Annotated in this window: 15 protein-coding genes; 8 read left to right on the forward strand and 7 right to left on the reverse strand. The window is 69.5% G+C overall.

What is annotated here, in order from left to right:
• Positions 1-122 precede the first annotated feature (122 nt).
• The 4 genes from LZ198_RS41120 to LZ198_RS43115 all read right to left on the reverse strand — a co-directional run bounded on the left by LZ198_RS41120 (position 123) and on the right by LZ198_RS43115 (position 3,455).
• The gene (locus LZ198_RS41120) at positions 123-845 is read right to left on the reverse strand and encodes a serine/threonine protein kinase (RefSeq protein ID WP_253977651.1); all 723 of its coding nucleotides are present in this window, start codon (positions 843-845) and stop codon (positions 123-125) included.
• A gap of 10 nt (positions 846-855) precedes the next feature.
• Complete coding sequence (locus LZ198_RS43780; RefSeq protein ID WP_407667513.1) at positions 856-1,860, reverse strand: DUF2381 family protein; 1,005 nt, start codon at positions 1,858-1,860, stop codon at positions 856-858.
• Between the two features lie 135 nt (positions 1,861-1,995).
• Positions 1,996-3,258 carry an IS66 family transposase gene (tnpC, locus tag LZ198_RS41130; protein ID WP_253977653.1) on the reverse strand — a complete coding sequence of 421 codons (1,263 nt, stop codon included), beginning with the start codon at positions 3,256-3,258 and terminating at the stop codon, positions 1,996-1,998.
• Between the two features lie 65 nt (positions 3,259-3,323).
• On the reverse strand, positions 3,324-3,455 hold the full coding sequence (locus LZ198_RS43115; RefSeq protein ID WP_256560362.1) for a hypothetical protein: 132 nt from the start codon (positions 3,453-3,455) through the stop codon (positions 3,324-3,326).
• A gap of 225 nt (positions 3,456-3,680) precedes the next feature.
• Between LZ198_RS43115 and LZ198_RS41135 the strand changes: the two genes are divergently transcribed.
• The 6 genes from LZ198_RS41135 (at position 3,681) to LZ198_RS41155 (ending at position 8,438) form a co-directional block, all read left to right on the forward strand.
• Positions 3,681-4,874, forward strand: a complete 1,194-nt coding sequence (locus tag LZ198_RS41135) for a hypothetical protein (RefSeq protein WP_253977654.1) — start codon at positions 3,681-3,683, stop codon at positions 4,872-4,874.
• 146 nt (positions 4,875-5,020) lie between these two features.
• The gene (locus LZ198_RS41140; RefSeq protein ID WP_253977655.1) at positions 5,021-5,569 is read left to right on the forward strand and encodes a hypothetical protein; all 549 of its coding nucleotides are present in this window, start codon (positions 5,021-5,023) and stop codon (positions 5,567-5,569) included.
• A 197-nt stretch (positions 5,570-5,766) separates the two neighbouring features.
• Positions 5,767-5,850, forward strand: coding sequence for a cittilin family RiPP precursor (locus tag LZ198_RS43785; protein ID WP_407667515.1), 84 nt, complete (start codon positions 5,767-5,769; stop codon positions 5,848-5,850).
• A 127-nt stretch (positions 5,851-5,977) separates the two neighbouring features.
• On the forward strand, positions 5,978-7,324 hold the full coding sequence (locus tag LZ198_RS41145; RefSeq protein ID WP_253977656.1) for a cytochrome P450: 1,347 nt from the start codon (positions 5,978-5,980) through the stop codon (positions 7,322-7,324).
• Positions 7,308-7,898: a class I SAM-dependent methyltransferase gene (locus tag LZ198_RS41150; RefSeq protein WP_253977657.1), complete on the forward strand. Its 591-nt coding sequence runs from the start codon at positions 7,308-7,310 to the stop codon at positions 7,896-7,898. The genes LZ198_RS41145 and LZ198_RS41150 overlap by 17 nt, the downstream gene beginning before the upstream one ends.
• Positions 7,899-8,024: 126 nt before the next feature.
• Entirely contained in the window at positions 8,025-8,438 is a 414-nt protein-coding gene (locus LZ198_RS41155) for a type II secretion system protein GspG (RefSeq protein WP_253977658.1), read from the forward strand.
• A gap of 18 nt (positions 8,439-8,456) precedes the next feature.
• Here the strand turns inward: LZ198_RS41155 and LZ198_RS41160 are convergent, their stop codons facing one another.
• Positions 8,457-10,112 (reverse strand): hypothetical protein, encoded by a 1,656-nt coding sequence (locus LZ198_RS41160; RefSeq protein ID WP_253977659.1) that lies wholly within the window; start codon positions 10,110-10,112, stop codon positions 8,457-8,459.
• Positions 10,113-10,222: 110 nt separating this feature from the next.
• On the reverse strand, positions 10,223-12,280 hold the full coding sequence (locus LZ198_RS41165; RefSeq protein ID WP_253977660.1) for an ATP-binding protein: 2,058 nt from the start codon (positions 12,278-12,280) through the stop codon (positions 10,223-10,225).
• Between the two features lie 275 nt (positions 12,281-12,555).
• Between LZ198_RS41165 and LZ198_RS41170 the strand changes: the two genes are divergently transcribed.
• A complete protein-coding gene (locus tag LZ198_RS41170; RefSeq protein WP_253977661.1) occupies positions 12,556-13,518 on the forward strand; it encodes an ornithine cyclodeaminase family protein in 963 nt (320 codons plus the stop codon).
• Positions 13,519-13,594: 76 nt separating this feature from the next.
• Here the strand turns inward: LZ198_RS41170 and LZ198_RS41175 are convergent, their stop codons facing one another.
• Positions 13,595-13,837 carry a hypothetical protein gene (locus LZ198_RS41175; protein ID WP_253977662.1) on the reverse strand — a complete coding sequence of 81 codons (243 nt, stop codon included), beginning with the start codon at positions 13,835-13,837 and terminating at the stop codon, positions 13,595-13,597.
• Between the two features lie 340 nt (positions 13,838-14,177).
• Between LZ198_RS41175 and LZ198_RS41180 the strand changes: the two genes are divergently transcribed.
• Complete coding sequence (locus LZ198_RS41180; protein ID WP_267145515.1) at positions 14,178-16,100, forward strand: glycoside hydrolase family 15 protein; 1,923 nt, start codon at positions 14,178-14,180, stop codon at positions 16,098-16,100.
• Positions 16,101-16,242 lie beyond the last annotated feature (142 nt).

The following is a 16,242-nucleotide window of genomic DNA, read 5'->3' on the forward strand; positions in this document are numbered from 1 at the left end:
CGCTGCGCCTCCTGACGGAACTGCTCCAGCTCCTTCTCCAGCTCCACGGACCACCTCCTGCGTGTGGCCGCTGGAGGTCTCACGAGATGCTGGGGCCCGTCACGACGGGGCACGGCGAGGTCTTACGTCCTCGGGAAGTCGCTGGCCGGCTGGGGCGCGGTCAGAACGTCGAAGAGGCACACCCCGAGGGCGTAGACGTCATCGGTGACTTTGAACTCATAGCGGGCGTCGCGGTCGTCCTCGTTGTCGCGGAAGAAGCGCGTCGCTTCGGGCGAGCGATAGCGACGCGTGCCGGGTGGCAGCGGTGCGTCCGTGAGGTCTTCCGCGTGCGAGTAGTCACCCGCGCTGAAATCGATGATGAACGGCTCGTTGTCCGAGGCACGCACCATGATGTTGTTCAGCTTCAAGTCGCGATGGAAGACACCGCGACCGTGCATGTGGTCCACGGCACCGGCCAGCTTCACGAAGAGGCGCGCGACTTCCTGCGCGGTCGGGTGAACGCGCTCCACCCATTGGGCCAACGTGAAGCCTGCGACGAAGTCGAGGATGACGTAGCGCCAACCCGTTTCGAAATCGGGCCATCGGCCATGAGAACGAAGCGCAATGATGTTGGGGTGCTCAAGATGAACCAAACACCCCAGCTCGCGCTTGAGTCTCGCGTCTGACTTCTCGACATCCCCACTCGTCGCGCGATGCAGCGCAACCTTCATCGCGTAGTGCTTGCCGTTCATCTCCACTTTGTAGACGGCACCATAGGCACCAGCGCCCACCAGCTTCACGATGCGCCAACCGTGAATCGCATGGCCGGGGGGGAACTGTGCAGGAGGGTGGAGCAGTGTCAGCATGGCGCGCCCACTAGAATGCCACTCCATGAACGGATGCCTGCACGGCTCCATTGCGGTCGCGCAGTTCCATGACACACGACTCCCCAGGCGGCCACGGGGGCACCTCCGTTTCAATCACCACCCGACCCGATTTGTTGGGCTCGATTCGTGGTAGGGCCATTCGAATACTGAGAGCGTCCAAACTAGTCCCCCCCTGCGAGTTCACGACCCGGGCCGAGGTCGGAGTCCAATCATTTGCCCCGAGGTTCCGAACCTCGACAGTTATCGCGGCCCACGTTGAAGCACGAAAGGTAGTGCCATTCTCGACCTTGAGCTGTTCGCCTCGGGACTCACTCTTTGTAGGCGTAGGCTGGATATGCCTCACCTTCAGTCCCCGGCCGTTCAGCATGCCCGAAAGAATCAGCCCCGTAGGCCCTTCTGTGGCACGAAGCGCGCGGACTGCTTGAAGCTCTTCGGCCTGAGCCTTGAGCTGAGCGCGTGCCTCCACCAGCTCAGCCCGAAGCAGTTCGACGGAGTCTTGTTGTCGGAAGACCTCCACACGGGCATCAACCTCTCCTGGATGGGAGACCAGGACGAAGATGCCTTGTCCCTGAGCTGCGCCCGCGGCGAACCGGACGCGAAGTCCGAGACGTTCGCCCGGCCCCAGGTCGGCGGCAGGTTCCAACGCAAGGACTCGCTCTCCGACATCCACCAGCCGGAAGCGCTCACGCCCTTCCACTTCCACCGAGCCCCTGTCCAGCGGAGCCTCGAAAACGATGTTGGTCAGAAAGCCCGCCGCGACGCGCAGCTCCGGGACAGGGGCGGCACCGTTGGACAGCACGACGCGCCGGTCCTGTCGCTCGCGCGCGGTGGGGGCGGGTTGCGCCGACGCGGCGACACTCAATAGGAAGAAAAGAAGGGCAACAGGTCGAAGCAATGCGAACTCTCCGAGGCCTGCGACCCTAGCAAACAAGGAATCCGACACCGCCTCCAAAAGCGAAGGAGCCATCCAAGACTGGAATGCCATTGGGCCCATGGAACCTCGGACAAAGACGGCGCGAGGTCCCTCTACACCCACAATCCGACCGTATCCGTCCGGTCAGCGACGTGGCGTGAGCAGTTGAAGGCGGACGAGGTCCGAGCCTGGTAGACGCCGCGACCGGAGGGGAGTTCAGTGCTGAGGCTGGAGGCGTGACTCGGGCGGACCGGTGGTCTGCCGACGCCTCCACTCGTGAGGCAGCAGCTCCGCGATGCGCGAGTTGGGATGTGTCTGCACGCGGAGCAGGACGTCGGCCAGGTACTCCTCGGGGTTGACGCCGTTGGCCTCGCAGGTGGCGACCAGCGCGTAGAGACCCGCGAGATTCTCGCCTGCGGACTCGTGCCCGACGAAGAGGAAGTTCTTGCGGCCCAGCGCGGCCTTTCGCAACGCCGCCTCCGAGCGGTTGTTGTCCAGGGGCAGCCGCGGGTCCTCTGCGAAGCGGGTCAGCGCCGCCCATTGCTTCGTCGCGTAGGAGAGCGCCTGCCCCAGCGGACTCTTCGGCGGATGGCGCGGCGTCTGGACTGCGAGCCACGTGCTGATGCGCGCGAGAATGGGCGCGCTGGACTCCTGACGCAGCACTCGGTGCTCGGCGGTACCCACGACGCCCGCGTCGCGCGCCTGGGCCTCCACCCGGTAGAGTTCCAGGATGAGGTCCATGGTCTCGCGGGCCTCGGGCGCGGTAGGCAGCGCCTCGAAGAAGCGGCGACGCACATGGGCCCAGCACCCGACGCGCGTGCGTCCCTCCGGCAACGTCACCACGTTGTAGCCGGTGTACCCGTCCACCACGAGCGCCCCCGTGGTGCCGCCCAGCACGTCCTTGGGCGTCTTGCCCGCGCGGCCCAGGCTGAAGCGGTAGCCGATGAGCCATGCGCCCTCGGGCGTCTGGGTGAGAAACGTCCCCCGGTGCGTCTTCTTCACGTCCAGCACCCGCAGCGGCGTCTCGTCCGCCAGCACGACTTCGGCGGACGCGATGCATTGCAGCAGGTGCGTCGACAGGGGCAGCAGCACCGAGGCCGACTGGTGGAAGAGGTCCGTCAGCGTGCTGCGACTCATGGGGACGCCGCCTCGCGCCAACCGCTGCGTCAGCCGGTGCAAGGGTGACGAGCCGGGCCACGTACTCGACGTCGGCGCCCGCGGGGAACCGCAGCCGGGCTCGCTGGCCAGCACCACCTCGAGCAGCACGGGCCCCACCTGCGCGACGGCCGGCACCTCTACCGGCAACAGGCGCACCGCTGGGGCCTTCCGGGCGTGCTGGCGTCGGCGCCGGTACATCCACGACTGCAACGTGCTCAGCCTCAACCCTCTCTGCGCGGAGAACGCCTTCTGCGTCAGCCCGCTCGCCTCGAACGCCTCGGCGACCTGCAACCACTCCTGCTTCTCACCCGGCTTCGACATTCCGGCCAGGGTCCACCACGACTGCTACCCCGGCAATGCCTCCCGTCACGTCGCTCGCCGGACGGTTACGCGTCGACCACGGCGCCGTCCTCGTGATTGCCCCACACCGCGAAGGTGGGCAGGGAGAAGCCCCGGCCTGCGTCCAGCCACCCACCCAGGTCGGACAGCGGGAGCTGCTCGCGGATGAAGGCCCGCATCGAGTCGCCTCCGACTGGCGCCGCGGGCCTGCGACCACGCGGGTGATGGGGGATACGTGCGTCCGTGGGTGATGGGGCTGCTGTCGAAGGCGGTGTGAGTCCCCGAAGTCACACCGAGAAGTCTCCGCGGCCATGGAACCGGCCGGGCTGCTCCCGCGTCGAATGCCTCTCATTCCCCGATGCCGCGGGCCCGTGACCGAGGCCACGAGGAGATAGGAGCGCACGATGTGGCCTCTCGTTCTGTCGGTGCTGCTGGGCACGTCACAACCCGAGCCGGCCATGGCTCCGTCCGCGGCTGAGATCGGAGAGGTCTCCTCCTTCGAAGAGGCCACGCAAGGCTGGCGGGAGGACCCCGTCCTCGACCTGACCGAGACCATTCTCCGGAGCGGAACCGCGCCGGCCTTCGAGAAGCGGGATGGCGGCGTCTGTGTCGACATCGGGCTTTGGTGGGGGAAGTCCGCGGACGGCGAGGACGAGAAGCACTGGGTCTGGGTCTCCTGTCCCCCGCCTTCCACGGGCTCCGTGAGCTCGGGCCCCTGTGAGAAGCTCATCTCCACCGTGACGGACCTGGCCGTGCTCGGGGAGCGATGCTCGAAGGCGGCCGTCGCCTATGCGGAGCTGGAGCTGGCGGGCTGCGGCCAGGGCGAGAAGGACTTCGTGAGTCTCCTGCGTCGCTCCGCGTCGATGCGGATCCACCATCCGAAGGACACCATCCCGGGCATTCAGGAGCTGCGGAAGCAGTACAAGATCGGAGGGTCGCCCGGCAAGGCGGAGCGCATGAACTGCGTGGAGTCCATCTCGTCACCCGACGGCCGCGTGCGAATCTGGGTCGTCCATGTCGCACTGCAGGTCGGAGCACCCCCGTTCGACGAGATGACCTACCGGCCCCTGGCGTATCTCCAATGGCTCACACCCGAGGGGCAGCTCCGGCTCGACATCAACGGCGTCCGAGAGGATTTCTTCCTCGACACCCTCCTGGATGAGGTCGTGCCCGTCCCCGACAAGCCTCACGAGTATCTGGTGACGGGATATCGCCCCCTGCGATTCATCTACCATCGCTTCGCGGAGGTCATCTCACTGGCGGGGCCACACCCGACGCGGGTGAAGGGCCGGTTCCTCGTGGATGGACAGCCGGAGGACGTGCTCCTCTTCACCGGAGGGCGCCCGGATACGGGGAAGCCTCGTCACAGTCGGGTCTACGTCCACTGGCTCCGCTTGAAGGGACGGCGGTTGTGGGTCGAGCCCATCCCTCGCTCCAGCTTCTATCGACACCAGGTGAAGCCCTTCGTGCTGGGAGAGTGGACGGGGGAGGCGTTCGCGATGAAGGAGCGTGGCTGGGCCTGGTTCTCGAAGCTCCGGGGGACCCACCTGCTCCCAGGGAGGCTCGACGAGCCCACTCCTCCCGAGCGCGAGGATTGACGCGTCACGGCCGTGACGATGACGCGTCAGCGAGGGGCCCGGTCGATGGCGGCGTCGATGCCTCGTGGCGGTGGTCTACCTCTCGGGGGTGGCATACGAAGTGAAGAGGTCCCGGCCGTCCAACGACTCCACCGAGGATGGCCATCATGAGCGACACTTCAGACGGGCTGCGGTCGCAGCTCGGCGTCAAGGAGCACTCCAACACCCTGACCTTCCGTGGGATGAAGGATGCGGACTTCTCGCTGCAATCCTACTCCGTCACCTCCGGACAGCCGTTCGATGGGGTCCGCTCACAGGGCGGAGCGACCCTCAGCGTCATGGCGGGGCGAAAGCACAGCAAGCCCGTGGGGGACTGGTACAACGCGCAGCCGGCGGGAGCGAAGCTGCGCACCCATACGGAGCTGGCCGCCCCCGACGCGCTGAACTTCGCCATCCGGGGCACCTTGACGCTGGATGACGGCAACGGCCCCATCGTCTGCCAGGACGTCGTCATCGCCCAGGGCAACTGGGGGTCGGTCAACTACTGGTGGTTCACCGCGCCGGGCATGGTCGAGTCCGATGAGGACGTGCGGTATGCCGGGCAGGCGGGCACCTTGCAGTGCAGCCAGCGGGGGCGGCCCATCCGGCTCCACTTCATCACCGAGAGCGGCGACAATCCCAACTGCGACACAATCATTGTCAAGGTGACCTCGTAGCGAACGCGGCCAGGCGCGTGGCGCGCAACGGCCGGGGCGACGGCGGCCTGCTTGCTCTGGTGACCCTGAAAAGCAGCGCCCTGTTGGTAACTGCTTTCGCCGGCTTGTTGCGGGTGTCTGGTTTGTGAGAGTCTTTGCCGCGCTGGCCTTTCTGGCAGCGAGAGCAACACGCACCCACCTCAAACCAGGAGTCCGCCATGAAGAAGGCCCTCTACTCTTTGGCTGTGCTGATGCGGATTGCGCGCGCGGACAAGCTGTCCTCCCCCTACATCTACTACTAGTGGAAAACCGTCAGGCATTGCGCCCTGACGGCCAGGTCGGATGACCTCGCAGTCGTGAGGGGAGTGGAAACTTCCGCTCCTCTCACGCGACCGCCGTCTCACCGAAGCTCCGCCCGGAAATTCCTTCATGTCGCCAGCGCGCCTCCCCCCCGGGCCCAAGGGACACTTCATCGCGGGCAACCTGGTGGAGTTCTCCGAGGACCCGCTGGGGTTCCTCACGCGGTGCGCGCGGGAGTACGGCGACGTGGTGCGCGTGGGCAAGCGCAACTACCTCCTCAACCATCCCGACCTCATCGAGCGGGTCCTGGTGAATGGGGACGGCAACTTCGTGAAGCTGGCGGGCGTGGTGCAGGGGCAGCGCCACAAGGGCGGCTTCCCCGAGGCGATGATGAACAGCGAGGGTGAGGACTGGCTGCGCAAGCGGCGCCTCGTCCAGCCGGCGTTCCATCGCAAGCACGTGGCCGCGTGTGGCGAGACGGTGGTCTCCCTCACGGAGCGGATGCTCGAGGCGTGGCCGGAGGGGACGCCGCGCGACGTGCACGCGGACGTGTCCGCGCTGGCGCTCTCCATCGTCAGCCGCTTCCTGTTCCACACGCCCATCGACGACGAGGTCCAGCACGTGGCCGCGGCCGTGGACGCCGTCATGCGGCACACCGACAGCCCCCTGCGTCCGCCCATCTGGGTGCCCACGCCCACCAACCTCCGCCTGCGTCGCGCGCTGGGCCGCCTCGAGGTGTTGCTGGAGGACCTGGTCCGACGCTACCGGGAGCGGCCCTCCGAGCGCACGGACCTGCTCGCCCTGCTGCTGTCGTCCCCGGTGCCCCTGTCCGAGGGGCAGCTGCGCGACGAGCTGGCGACGATGATCATGTCCGGGCATGAGACGACCGCGGACGCGCTCGTCTGGGCCTGGTACCTGCTGGCGCGGCACCCCGAGGCGGAGGCGCGGCTCCAGGAGGAGGTGGACGCGGTGCTCGGTGGGCGGTCGCCCGGTGCCGAGGACCTGGCGCGGCTGCGCTACACGGAGGCCGTGGTGAAGGAGGCCATGCGCCTGTACTCCCCGGCGTGGATCACCAGCCGCGAGGCCCTGCGTGACTGCGAGCTGGGCGGGTTCCACGTGCCCGCGGGCACGATGCTGGCGGTGAGCCAGTGGGTCACCCACCGCGACCCGCGCTACTTCGACGCGCCCGAGGACTTCCGGCCGGAGCGCTGGCTGTCCGAGGACGCGCAGCGCATGCACCGGTATGCCTACTTCCCCTTCGGCGGAGGGCCGCGGTTCTGCATCGGCTCCGCGCTGGCGATGATGGAGACGGTGCTCATCACCGCGTGCATGGCGAAGCGCTTCCGGCTGGAGCTGGCGCCGGGGTGCGTGGCGCGGATGCGGCCCGCGCTGGCGCTCCAGCCGCTCGGGGTCCGGCTCATTCCCAGGTCCCGCGCTCCGGCGCGGCAGGAGGTGCGGCATGTCGCAGGCGCCTGAGTCGGACGCGGTCCGGCGAGAGTTCTTCCGTTCGGCCTATCTGCTGGGCGCGCCCTGGGACATCGGACGGCCCCAGCGCGCCTTCGTCGAGCTGTGGGAGGCCGGGGAGGTTGCCGGCGAGGTGCTCGACGTCGGCTGCGGGTTCGCGGAGAACGCGCTGTTCCTCGCGGCGCGAGGCCTGCGGGTGTGCGGCGTGGACATGATGGAGCCGGCCATCGTGCGCGCGCGTGAAGCGGCGAGGGCGCGTGGACTGGACGTGTCGCTGCAGGTGGGCAACGCGCTGGCGCTGGAGACGCTGGGGCGACGGTTCGACACGGTGCTCGACTCGGCGCTGCTCCACGTCTTCGAGCCCGAGGACCGGCACCGGTTCGCCGCCAGCCTCGCGCGGGTGCTGCGCTCCGGTGGGCGCTACCACGCGCTCTACTTCCGCGAGGGCCCGCGCGCCGTCTCGCCGGCGGACCTGCGCGCCGCGTTCAGCGACGGCTGGCGCGTCCGGCGCATCCAGGAGGCGCACTACGAGCAGACCGACCCCGAGGGCGCGCGGGCGTGGCTCGCGACCGTGGAGCGGGAGTAGGCGCGTTGCCAGTCCGGCAGGGCGCTGAGCGGTGGCGATGACGGAATGACCGTCCTTCCACCGGAGGGACCCTGTGCCTCACTCGAAGCGTGAGGTGGGCACGGAGTTTGAAGTCGCGCGGCGGCCATGACCGAACCCGTCGCGCAACGTCCATCCTCCAGAACCCGCACCGTGCTCTCGGTGTTGTTCTTTCTGTCCGTGCCAGTCGCACTCATCACGCTCGCTGCGCTGGTGGCCATCATCCCCAAGCTGGATGTGGCTCGGAGGGAGCGTGTGGGGCTCGACATGAAGGACTTTCAGAGCGCGCTCAGGGTCTACAATCGGAAGATGGGGCGGTTCCCGAGCAGTGGCGAAGGGCTGCAAGCGCTGGTGGCCGTCCAGGCATTCGAGGCGATGCCGCTCGACCCTTGGGGCCAGCCTTATCGCTATGCGTTCGACGGAGAGCAGATCGAGCTCACGAGCCTGGGCGAGGACGGTGTTCGCGGTTGCGAGAGCGACGACATCTCGTTGCGATACCCCGCCACGCCCCCGAAGCGCTGACTCGCACGGCGGGCGTGCTCAGAGCACCACGATCTTGTCGTACATCTCCGACGAGGTCGAGTTGCTGCCCAGGCTCAACCGGTGGCCCTCCCTGTCGCAGGTCTCGACGAGCGCCGTGCCGCTGGTCAGGTTGTTCAAGTCTCCGCCCACCGTCACGTAGCCGCACGTCTTCAGCTCCGCCGCGAGCGCGTTCTCCTTCCCGTTGAGCAGGTGGGTGAAGGCATGCAGCTCGTTCTGGGGGCCGTACTTCAGGGTGAGCAGGTTCTGTCGGGTGCCATCCGTGAGGGTCAACAGCGAGGCCTCGACCTCGAGGCCCGGGGTCACATGCTGGGTGTTGAGGAACAGGTACGCCGTCAAGGCGTGCACGCCCATGCCCGCGACGAGCTTCCCGCCCTTGTGTTCGGACTTGCTGGCGTTCTCGAACTTCAAGTCGAAGCCCGGCGCCTGCGTCTTCGCGCCGTGCACGTTCACCGACAGCTCGGAGACGCGGCCGATGACCTCGTCATCCATGTCGCTCTGGACGCGGTACAGGACCAGCTCGAGGATGCCTTCGTGGATGATGCGCGGGCACTCACCGACGACGAGGAGGACGTTGGCCTGCTCCTGTTTGGCGACCCCGAGCAGCGAATCGAGCTCCTGGTAGAGGCTCCCCAGGAAGGCATCGCGGTGGTCGTGGATGGAGAGCTTGGAGGACTTGTCGGGGTCGAACGTGCCCGAGCCCTGCTTGAACAGGCTGAAGCCCGACTGGGCGCCGTAGCTCAAGGCGGTCCGCATATTGGTGTGTTGTTGTCCGTGCTCCAGCGAGTGGTAGTAGACGAAGAGCGGCGGAGCGCCGGGGCACGAGAACCTGGCGACGAAGCCGGCGTGGTCGCTGAAGACGCTGGTGTCGAACTTCGGTTGGACCTGGTACTTCATCGCGATGGTCGTGCCCTTGGCCGTCTTCGCCCAGGTCTTGAGCTCATCGGACTGGTTGGTCTTGGTCGAGACCGACAGGAGATAGTCGAAGGTGTTCTTCTTGTTCCGGTAGACGTTCGCGCCCTTCAGGAGCGGGAGGAGGGTCTGCCGGGGACGGAGGCTCTCGTAGAGGTTGGTGAGGAAGTCGTTCTCACCCTCGCCGCTGTAGTCGACCTGGTAGCGGTCGAACAGCACACGCAGCAGCTCGAGCTTGGAGTTGTCGTCGGTGTCCATCCCGACGATGGCCGCCGCCGCGTTCCTCACGGCCTCGGCGCTCTCCTGGCGGAGGTAGTCGTAGCACCGCTCGATGGAGTCCAGGGCCTCCTGGAACCGCAGCGCGGTGGCGCGGCTCTTCTCGAGCATGCCCTCGAGCTCCGGACCGAACGGCTCGTCCGCGTCCTGCTCGGCGGAGAGCGCGGCCTCGACGAGCGCCCACATCTGCTGGTTGTAGGACTCGGTCAGGTCCGCCATCTTCACGCCGATGGCGCGCGGAATCCTCGCGCGGTCCAGCAGGAGGCCGAGCTTGGGGAGTCCATCCTGGACGGGGCTCTGGCCCGAGAACTTGTTCTGCTTGTCGAGCCGCTCCTTGAGGATTCGGTAGGAGCGCTCGGTGAGCGGCTGGGTCGTGCCCTTGCGTCCCGAGATGCCCTTGAGGTGCGGCGCGGTCGTCGCGTTGGGGTCGGTCAGGGGAGATACTTCGGTCATCTTGGCGACGGGCATGGAGGCGCTCTCCGGATGTCTCGCGAGTATCGCCCGGGGGGCGCGCGGGTGTCTCCAGACCCCGAGAGGGCTTCCACGAGAACCGTGAGTCTCGATACACGCGTCCGGCTTCAGCCGCGCGTGAGCCGGCGTGTCTCGCGTGGCCAGTACACGCGGAAGCAGGTGCCCTCCCGCGCGTTGGACTCCACCTCCACGTGGCCCCCGTGCGCGCGGGCGATCTGATGGACGATGTACAGCCCCAGGCCCAGGCTCCGCTGGAGCTTGTATGGCGCCGTCGACGTGGACAGCGTCGAGGGGGTCTTGAACGGGTCGAAGATGCGCGGCATCAGCTCGTCGGGGATGGGCTCGCCGTGGTTGTGGACCTCCAGCACCACGTCCTTCACCTCGCCCCGCACGGTGGTGCGCACGGGCGAGTCCGCGTCCCCATGGTGCAAGGCGTTGGTGACGAGGTTGCCCAGCACCTGCGAGACGCGGTCCGGGTCCCAGTCACCCGTCGTGTCGCCCACGGCGTCGAAGGAGAGCTTCCGGTGCGGATAGGCCACCTGGAGCTCCTCCAGGGCGGCCTGGCAGACCTCGGCCATGTTCATGACCTGGGGCGAGATGGGGATGCCCTGGCCCAGCTTGCTGCGCGCGAAGTCGAGGATGTCCGTGATCATCCGGCCCATGCGGCCCGCGGACTTGCGGATGCGCTCCACCGCGCGCTGCTCGGCGGGCTCCAGGTCCTGCGCGCGTGACAGCTGGAAGGCCGACGCGCCAATGGCGTTGAGCGGGTTGCGCAGGTCGTGGCCCAGCACGGCGAGCAACTGCTCGCGGAAGTCGACGCTGTGCTGGAGCGCGGCCTCCGCCTGCTTGTGGGCGGTGATGTTGACGAGGGTGCAGCCCAGGCCCAGGAGCCCGTCTCCCGGCGTGCGCACGGGGAAGAACGTGGCCTGCCAGGTGCTCTTGCCGCGCAGGGGCACCATCGCCGGAGGCGTGCTGAACTCGAAGGCCTGGAGCGGCTCCACGGCCGTGAGCGCCCGGTGCAGCAGCGGCTCCACCAGGTCCGCGATTTCGTCCGGCTGCATCTCCCGGAACGTGCGGCCCACGTGCTCCTCGGGTGGGAAGCCGTTGATGTCCGCCAGCGTCTGGTTGATGCGCAGGTAGCGCAGGTCCCGGTCGAAGAAGGCGATGCCCACCGGGGTCGCCGCCACCAGCGCGTCCAGCAGCGCCAGCGAGCGCTGGGCCTCCTCGCGCGCGTCCCGCTCCGCGGCGCGCAGCCGCGCCTGGGTCAGGTGCACCGTCGCCCGCTGACACATGGCGCGGAACAGCAGCATGTCCTCGTCGGTGAAGGCATAGGACGTGTGCGAGCCCATGTACGCGACGCCCAGCAGGCGTCCCCCCGCCTCCAACAGGGGCACGCCGTGGACGGCCAGGAGGCCCGACTCGCGCAGCGCGGGCAGCGCCACGCGCGCGTCCGTGGAGGCCGAGCGCAGCGTCAGGGGTTCGCGTCGCGTGGCGACCTCGCCCACGAAGCCCTCGTCCAGGCGCACGGAGTCCCCGAGCGCCTCGCGGGTCCCCAGCCCCACCGCGGCGCGCACCACCAACCGGTCCCCCTCCACCATCAGCACCGCCGCCGCGTCGACCGACAGCACCGACTCCATGACGATGGTGAGCAGGCGGACGAGGATGAGGTCCACCGTGGGGCTGTCCAGCGCGGCCTGGGACATCCGGTCCAGGGCCTGGAGCACCCGCTGTCGCCCCTGGGCGAAGCGGCGCACCGTCTGGACCACCGCGCGGTCCAGCACCTCCTCCAGCCGCTCCAGCTCTCCCGCGGCGAGCCCACGGGGCTCGGCCTCGAGCTGTCGCAGGATGCACTGGCGCAGGAGCGCGTACTCGGCCACCACGTCGCCGATGTCGAAGCCCTGGTCGAGCCGCATCGCGGCGTGCTCGTCGGACAGGGTGTTGTCGATGTCCGGCGGGCCCTGGTCGACGGCGTCCGCGAGCGCGCCGAGCAGCCCGGGCATGTGGTCCAGCAGCCAGGAGGACGAACGCGGCTCGCCCGAGTGCATGGCGTGCTCCCACTCCGCGAGCACCGCGGCCCGGTGGGTGCGCAGGAAGTCCGAGGCCCGGAGCGGCGCCTCCCGCTCGGGCTCGTCATGCTGCATCGCACGAGAATCCGGCTCCAGCATCACCGACCTCCTAGGTCCCCGCCGCCCGTGTCGCCTGGCCTCGAGACACTGGGCACGAAGGCACGTGTATGGCTCGCGTCCGCGTTTGGCGCGCGACACGCGCGCGGGGGACCTCCCGCGCACCTGTCGACCGGGGCACCCGAGCGGGGCCCGGCGGGGCTGCCCGCCGCTCCCTCCGGGGCAACCGAGCGCTTCGTCCACCGTCGAGCGCTCGTCGCCCGGCGCACGACGATGAGGCTGTGGGGGCGCGCGTGCTCGGCTAGGGTGACAGGAAGATGCGCACCCTCTTGTTGACCCGCTCCGATGTGTCTCGAAACCTCCAGGCGCTCCTCCTCCTGGAGGACCTGCGCGAGGCGTTCCGCAACGATGCCCTGGCTCGCACGGTGGCTCCCCAGCGCGTGCGCGCGCCCCTGCACGCCGAGGGCTCGGCGATGGTGCTGTTCCCTGGCTGCCTGCCCGGGATTCCCGCCTACACGGTGAAGGTCCACGCCAAGTTCCCGGGGCGCACGCCCGCGCTCCAGGGCGCGGTGCAGCTGCACGACCTGGGCACCGGCGAGCTGATGGCGGTGATGGACTCCGGACACCTGACCGCGGTGCGCACGGGCGTGGTGGGCGCGCTCGCGGCGGACGTGCTGGCGCGGCCGGACGCCAGCCGCGTGGCGCTCATCGGCGCGGGGGCCCAGGCGGTGATGCAGCTCAAGTCGTTGCGGCTGGTGCGCTCGCTCAGTCACGTGCGCGTGTTCGACACGGAGCCGGCGCGGGCCTTCGCCTTCGCCACGCGGATGTACAAGGAGCTGAACCTGCCGGTGCGCCAGGCCGACTCGGTGGCGGAGGTGGTGGAGGACGCGGACATCGTCGTGTGCGCGACCTGGAGCCGGCTGCCCTTCCTGCACCCGGGCATGGTGCGCCCCGGCACGCACATCACCACGCTGGGCGCGGACGAGCCGGGCAAGGCGGAGGTGTCCGCGGAGCTGCTGCGCGAGGCGCGCTTCGTCTGCGACCACCGGGGCCTGAGCGTGTCGGGCGGCGCGGCGGGCAACGTGGGGCTGGGCGAGGACGCCATCCACGCGGAGCTGGGCGAGGTGCTCGCCGGGATGAAGGCGGGGCGCACGTCGCCGGAGCAGGTGACGGTGTTCGGCGCGGTGGGGCTGCCCTTCCAGGATCTGGCCGCCGCGTGGCACGTCTACCAGGCCGCGCAGGGCGACGAGGCAGTGGGCGGCATCGACTTCGGCGCCTGACGCCCCTGGCGACCTCGCCGCTGGCGGCACGCACGCTCGTGTCGCCGGCGTGAGGTCCGGGCGGCCCCTCGCCGGCTCAGTGGTGGATGGGCGGTATCTCCCGGGGCGCGAAGAACAGGCTGTCGAGCCCGTGGTTGAGGATGACCTCGCCGTGGAGCACCTCGCGCACGTCCTCCAGGGAGACGAGGAAGTCGTGGCGGCGGATGAGCCCCTTCTCGACGATGAGCTCGTCCCCCGACATGTCGATGATGCGGCCGATGGCGTGCCCATCGTGTCCGCGGACCTTCATTCCCATCTGAATCTCCGCTCGGCTGAACATGGCTCCCTCCGAGTCGAACCTGCCGCGCGACGGGAGGTCCGTCAGCATGCGGCGGGCGCGTGGCTCCCGGGCGTGCGCGCAGGGGGAGGTTGCGAGGTGTCGTCGCGTCCCGAGGTCGCGGACGCCGGAATGTTCCGACGAGGCATGGGGGGCGGGCGGGCGACCGGGGATGGCGGGGGAGGATGGCGCGGAAGGTTGCGCCTGGGCCGGGGCGACCCCATCGGTGAAGGGTGGCCGACCGGCGTGGGCATCGTTCGCTGGAGGGCCATCCGCGGGGAGAGGGCGAATGCCGAGGTCCGACGCCTTCTGCCCCCGGTCTTGCTCTCCCGAGAGGGTGTGAATGCGACGCATCGCCGACTACGCGCTCGTGGGGGACTGCCACTCCGCGGCGCTGGTGGGACGGGATGGCGCCATCGACTGGGCCTGCTTCCCCCGCTTCGACGCGCCCGCCGTGTTCTGTCGCATCCTGGATGCGCGCAAGGGCGGCTGCTTCGCCGTGGCCCCGGTGGAGGCCTTCACGTCGACGCGCGCCTACCTCGAGGACAGCAACGTCCTGGCGACCACCTTCACCACCCCGCGCGGCGTGCTGGAGGTGGTGGACTGCATGCCGGTGTTCCGCGGGGGCGCCGAGGGGACCCACGTGGGCACGCGCCACGCCCTGCTGCGCCGGGTGCGCTGCCTCTCCGGCGAGGTCCTCGCGAGCGTGGTGGTGGCGCCCCGCTTCGAGTACGGCGCCTTCGTCCCGCGCGTCCGGCGGACGTCGTGGCGCACCGTGGAGGTCGTGGGCGGGGCGGACGCGCTCTGGGTGTCCTCCACGCACGAGCTCGTCGCGACGGACGACGCGGTGCACGCGCGGTGGACGCTGCGCGCGGGGGAGGAGGCCTGGGTCGAGGCGGCGTGGACGCCGTCGTTCGTGGAGCGCTCGCCCGCGGACGCTCCGGACATGGGGGACTACCGGCGACGGCTGGACGACACGCTCGCCTTCTGGCGGACGTGGATCGACCGCTGCGCGTACTCGGGTGAGCACGTGAAGGAGGTCCGCCGCTCCGCGCTCACGCTCAAGGCGCTGACGTACGCGCCCACGGGGGCGCTGGTGGCGGCGCCCACCACGTCGCTGCCGGAGCAGTGGGGGGGCACGCGCAACTGGGACTACCGCTACACGTGGCTGCGCGACGCCTCGCTCACGCTCATCTCCCTGCTGGTGTCGGGCTACCGCGACGAGGCGGACGCCTTCCGGCACTGGCTGCGTCGCACCAGCGCGGGCCGCGCGGAGGACGTGCAGATCATGTACGGCATCGAGGGCCACCGCCTGCTGCCGGAGGTGGAGCTGTCCCACCTGGACGGCCACGGTGGCGCGCGGCCGGTGCGCGTCGGCAACGGGGCGGTGAAGCAGCTCCAGCTCGACGTGCCCGGCGAGCTGCTGGAGGCGACGTGGCTGTACTCGCGCGCGGGGGGCCCGGTGACGCCCAGCAACTGGGCCTTCCTCTCCGGGTTGGTGGAGGTGGTGTGCCGGGACTGGCGGCGGCCGGACCAGGGCCTGTGGGAGATTCGCGACGAGCCCCGGCACTTCGTCCATTCGAAGCTCTACTGCTGGGTGGCGCTGGACCGGGCGCTGCGGCTGGCGAAGTCCCTGGGGCTGCCCGCGCCGCTGGAGCGCTGGGAGCGCGAGCGCGAGGCGCTGCGTCGCTATGTGCTGGCGTGCGCGGCGGACGGGTGGTTCCCGCAGGCGCGCGGCTCGACCGCGGCGGACGCGTCCACGCTGCTGATTCCCGCGGTGGGCTTCCTGCCCGTGGCCCATCCGCTGGTGCGGCGCACGGTGGAGCAGGTGCGCGCGCGGCTGGAGACGGAGGGGCTCCTGTATCGCTACCTCGCGCCGGATGGGCTGGCGGGCGGGGAGGGCGCGTTCCTGCTGTGCTCGTTCTGGCTGGTGGACGTGCTCGCCCACGACGACCGGCGCGACGAGGCGGAGGCGCTGCTGTCGCGGCTGCTGGCCCTGTCCAACGACGTGGGCTTGTACGCGGAGGAGGCCCTCCCCCGCTCCAAAGAGGCCCTGGGCAACTTCCCCCAGGCGTTCACGCACATGGCCCTGGTGTCCTCGTGCGCGCAGCTCTCCGCCGTGCGCGCCGCCTCCGCCCGGCCGTCGCCGGACGTGCCCCGTGACTTCGCGGAGTTCGCGCTGGAGCACCTGCTCTCGCGGCGCTCGCGCCAGGCGCCGTGGTCGCAGGGGATGCCCTTGGCGGTGGAGGCGCTCGCTCGCGAGTGAGGGGTTGGTCGGCGGCTCGCCCGGCGTCCCGCCGGAGGGTCCGGGCCCGTGGTCGCCCGCCGGTTCGTGCGCATCTTCGCCCTGGGGAGGTGCGCATGGTCGTCGGCTTCATGGCGTCGCGGACAGGACGTTGGCTGCGAAT

The organism is Myxococcus dinghuensis, from assembly GCF_024198235.1.
GTDB lineage: Bacteria > Myxococcota > Myxococcia > Myxococcales > Myxococcaceae > Myxococcus > Myxococcus dinghuensis.

What these genes read in the sequence shown, in the direction of transcription:
- LZ198_RS41120 (WP_253977651.1), bottom strand. Translation starts at nt 845, where the DNA reads ATGCTGACACTGCTCCACCCTCCTGCACAGTTCCCCCCCGGCCATGCG.
- LZ198_RS43780 (WP_407667513.1), bottom strand. Translation starts at nt 1,860, where the DNA reads ATGGGCCCAATGGCATTCCAGTCTTGGATGGCTCCTTCGCTTTTGGAG.
- tnpC (WP_253977653.1), bottom strand. Translation starts at nt 3,258, where the DNA reads ATGTCGAAGCCGGGTGAGAAGCAGGAGTGGTTGCAGGTCGCCGAGGCG.
- LZ198_RS43115 (WP_256560362.1), bottom strand. Translation starts at nt 3,455, where the DNA reads ATGCGGGCCTTCATCCGCGAGCAGCTCCCGCTGTCCGACCTGGGTGGG.
- LZ198_RS41135 (WP_253977654.1), top strand. Translation starts at nt 3,681, where the DNA reads ATGTGGCCTCTCGTTCTGTCGGTGCTGCTGGGCACGTCACAACCCGAG.
- LZ198_RS41140 (WP_253977655.1), top strand. Translation starts at nt 5,021, where the DNA reads ATGAGCGACACTTCAGACGGGCTGCGGTCGCAGCTCGGCGTCAAGGAG.
- LZ198_RS43785 (WP_407667515.1), top strand. Translation starts at nt 5,767, where the DNA reads ATGAAGAAGGCCCTCTACTCTTTGGCTGTGCTGATGCGGATTGCGCGC.
- LZ198_RS41145 (WP_253977656.1), top strand. Translation starts at nt 5,978, where the DNA reads ATGTCGCCAGCGCGCCTCCCCCCCGGGCCCAAGGGACACTTCATCGCG.
- LZ198_RS41150 (WP_253977657.1), top strand. Translation starts at nt 7,308, where the DNA reads ATGTCGCAGGCGCCTGAGTCGGACGCGGTCCGGCGAGAGTTCTTCCGT.
- LZ198_RS41155 (WP_253977658.1), top strand. Translation starts at nt 8,025, where the DNA reads ATGACCGAACCCGTCGCGCAACGTCCATCCTCCAGAACCCGCACCGTG.
- LZ198_RS41160 (WP_253977659.1), bottom strand. Translation starts at nt 10,112, where the DNA reads ATGCCCGTCGCCAAGATGACCGAAGTATCTCCCCTGACCGACCCCAAC.
- LZ198_RS41165 (WP_253977660.1), bottom strand. Translation starts at nt 12,280, where the DNA reads ATGCTGGAGCCGGATTCTCGTGCGATGCAGCATGACGAGCCCGAGCGG.
- LZ198_RS41170 (WP_253977661.1), top strand. Translation starts at nt 12,556, where the DNA reads ATGCGCACCCTCTTGTTGACCCGCTCCGATGTGTCTCGAAACCTCCAG.
- LZ198_RS41175 (WP_253977662.1), bottom strand. Translation starts at nt 13,837, where the DNA reads ATGTTCAGCCGAGCGGAGATTCAGATGGGAATGAAGGTCCGCGGACAC.
- LZ198_RS41180 (WP_267145515.1), top strand. Translation starts at nt 14,178, where the DNA reads ATGCGACGCATCGCCGACTACGCGCTCGTGGGGGACTGCCACTCCGCG.